This is a genomic window from Bathymodiolus platifrons methanotrophic gill symbiont (assembly GCF_002189065.1).
Lineage (GTDB): Bacteria > Pseudomonadota > Gammaproteobacteria > Methylococcales > Methylomonadaceae > Methyloprofundus.
The window spans coordinates 1-2,130 of sequence record NZ_BDMN01000494.1; the positions used below are offsets into that span (position 1 = coordinate 1).

A 2,130-nucleotide genomic window follows, 5' to 3' on the forward strand; every position below is an offset into this window, starting at 1 on the left:
CGCATAGTGAGCGAGGAATAGCGATTCAATTCTACATTTATCTGATTGTTTACTTGTTGCTGTTAAATTTCAAACAAAAACTAGTTCAAGAACATGATCCAAAATTTGCCGATATAAAAGTAGGCATAAAAAATGAAAATACCCCCGCAAAGCAAAACGACAAATTTCTCTCGCGTACACCTAATCGAGGAATTGTGACGTTATTGGGAGCAAGGCTAAAAGGCTATGGAAAATAAGTATTCATTGGATGAAATGTATTCAAAATATGCTATTTGAGCCGCTAACATCTGATAATATAACAAAAATCATTGCAACAAAATAATCATGCCGAACGGTATTGTCAAAATACCATCAGCATGAAAGAAAAGTCTTTGAACATATTGATGATTATAGGATTGAACTAGGGTTAACTGGCGGTTATCGAAAAAATAGTAATCTTTTGTTTAGGGGAACGTTTCAAGGGGTGGTTTCGCATTGCGCATAAATCACCATCTACCTAATTCGTTATGAACTTCATGGTAAACCGATTCTTGATAAATAAGATGAAAAACGTTGAGAAATATCCTCCCTAAATAACTCAGAAACCTGACAGACAAAACTTGAAGTCTTATGGCTTTTTAAATATGCCACATTAGCCGAAAAATAATGCTTAAAATCGACAACTGATGGAACAATTGGGATGTTTTCTGGAAATTCCAAATAATGGTATCGTGGAGTTTCATTGTTTCTAAGGTTTTGCCCTTGGGTTTTCCTTCTATTAATTGGTGTCATTGACATTCCTATTTCCGAAAGATGTTCCCCAGTATAAATATGTTCTACATTATAGATAGGAGCTAAAATCACTGAAAGAAGCCACTTATCCTCATTGGGTGTCTGTTTCTTAGACCAGCGAAATTTATAATCTTGTGCAAGGTCGCAATCTTGTGTAAGAACAATACACAAAGGAAATACTATTTTTGAAACTTCAATAATTCCTGATTTCTCTTGAACATATTCAATATGTTCAACATCACGTATTATGTCGCCTTGGGATAATCTTGGTTTTCTACTAATCTTAGCCTTTACCATCGATTATTTTTCCTTTAATAACTACGCGCCTAGGCTTTGATGAGCCATAACGAAGCATTTCTTCTTCGCTTGTAGATTCTTTCAAAAAGCTCTTAATCTCCGAGCGCTCCATGACTGGCTTTACTGTTTGGTTATTTTCAACGTAAGTAGTATCGAAATAGTTACTATTGGACATCGTTTTTCTGCTTCATTAGTTGGCGGGTTTCGTCTGTGATGCTTCGTTCAAAAATATCTTGTATTTTTACATGAGCATCTTCCACACAATTCAATATATCACCATAATCAAAAGCACCATGCGAGTATGCATCAATATCAAGAACAAACTGCTTTTTCTTGATTTGGGCGGGATAATCAGAATTGGCAATGCCAAATTGATATTTTACAGAAAGACCATCAAAATTATATTCAACGATATGGAATATTCTGGTTAGGAATTGTTTTTCTTCATGAAAATCAATTATTCCAAGAATTTGCTCATTTACATGTTTTTTCCACTCCAACGGTTCTGGTTCGTTCAAATCAATAAGATTTACGTACCTAAGACCAACCCTACCTGCAGTAATATCTTTATTTTCATTAAATAAAACAGTAAGAATATGATTAAAGTCTTCGATAAAATCTTCGTATGATTTGTAGTCTCTGACAAGTATAACGAAAGAAGTAGGCTCTATAGTCAATGATTTTTTACGGTTTTCACCATGGAAAACCCACTGCATTATTTCTGATGTTTTTGATTGAAAATTCGGACCAGCAAATTGAAATTCTTGAGCATGGGTTTTTTGTGGTTCAGAAATTGGGAATTTTTCTAAAATTGCTTTAGTCAGTTTATTAGGTAATTGCTTTTCTATACCTTCTAAAGGTGAAGGAAAATCAATTCGAAATATCACTTCTTTTAGAAACAGAGTTTTGTAGCATACGTTTTCATACATTGTATTGTTCTCTCACCATGTTGGTGTTTTTACGTATAATATCGGAACACGATTTGTTTATCTTACATTCTAGCATCAGTTATCTGACAAAACGGTGTTATGGTGATTCACAGATTGATACTTACAGTTTATA

At 33.9% G+C, this 2,130-nt stretch carries 4 protein-coding genes; 1 reads left to right on the forward strand and 3 read right to left on the reverse strand.

Annotated elements, in window-relative coordinates:
* Positions 1 to 236: hypothetical protein (locus CDZ78_RS22435; protein ID WP_167374419.1), on the forward strand; the 236-nt coding region annotated here is incomplete at its 5' end.
* 277 nt (positions 237 to 513) lie between these two features.
* On the opposite strand, the gene CDZ78_RS19780 is transcribed toward CDZ78_RS22435, so the two are convergent.
* The 3 genes from CDZ78_RS19780 to CDZ78_RS19790 are packed head-to-tail and all read right to left on the reverse strand — an operon-like array spanning position 514 to position 1,997.
* On the reverse strand, positions 514 to 1,068 hold the full coding sequence (locus CDZ78_RS19780; protein WP_087871499.1) for a hypothetical protein: 555 nt from the start codon (positions 1,066 to 1,068) through the stop codon (positions 514 to 516).
* The gene (locus CDZ78_RS19785) at positions 1,055 to 1,243 is read right to left on the reverse strand and encodes a hypothetical protein (RefSeq protein WP_087871500.1); all 189 of its coding nucleotides are present in this window, start codon (positions 1,241 to 1,243) and stop codon (positions 1,055 to 1,057) included. Before CDZ78_RS19785 ends, CDZ78_RS19780 begins: the two co-directional genes overlap by 14 nt.
* The gene (locus CDZ78_RS19790; protein ID WP_087871501.1) at positions 1,233 to 1,997 is read right to left on the reverse strand and encodes a TIGR04255 family protein; all 765 of its coding nucleotides are present in this window, start codon (positions 1,995 to 1,997) and stop codon (positions 1,233 to 1,235) included. Before CDZ78_RS19790 ends, CDZ78_RS19785 begins: the two co-directional genes overlap by 11 nt.
* Positions 1,998 to 2,130: the final 133 nt, after the last annotated feature.

What these genes read in the sequence shown, in the direction of transcription:
- CDZ78_RS19780 (WP_087871499.1), bottom strand. Translation starts at nt 1,068, where the DNA reads ATGGTAAAGGCTAAGATTAGTAGAAAACCAAGATTATCCCAAGGCGAC.
- CDZ78_RS19785 (WP_087871500.1), bottom strand. Translation starts at nt 1,243, where the DNA reads ATGTCCAATAGTAACTATTTCGATACTACTTACGTTGAAAATAACCAA.
- CDZ78_RS19790 (WP_087871501.1), bottom strand. Translation starts at nt 1,997, where the DNA reads ATGTATGAAAACGTATGCTACAAAACTCTGTTTCTAAAAGAAGTGATA.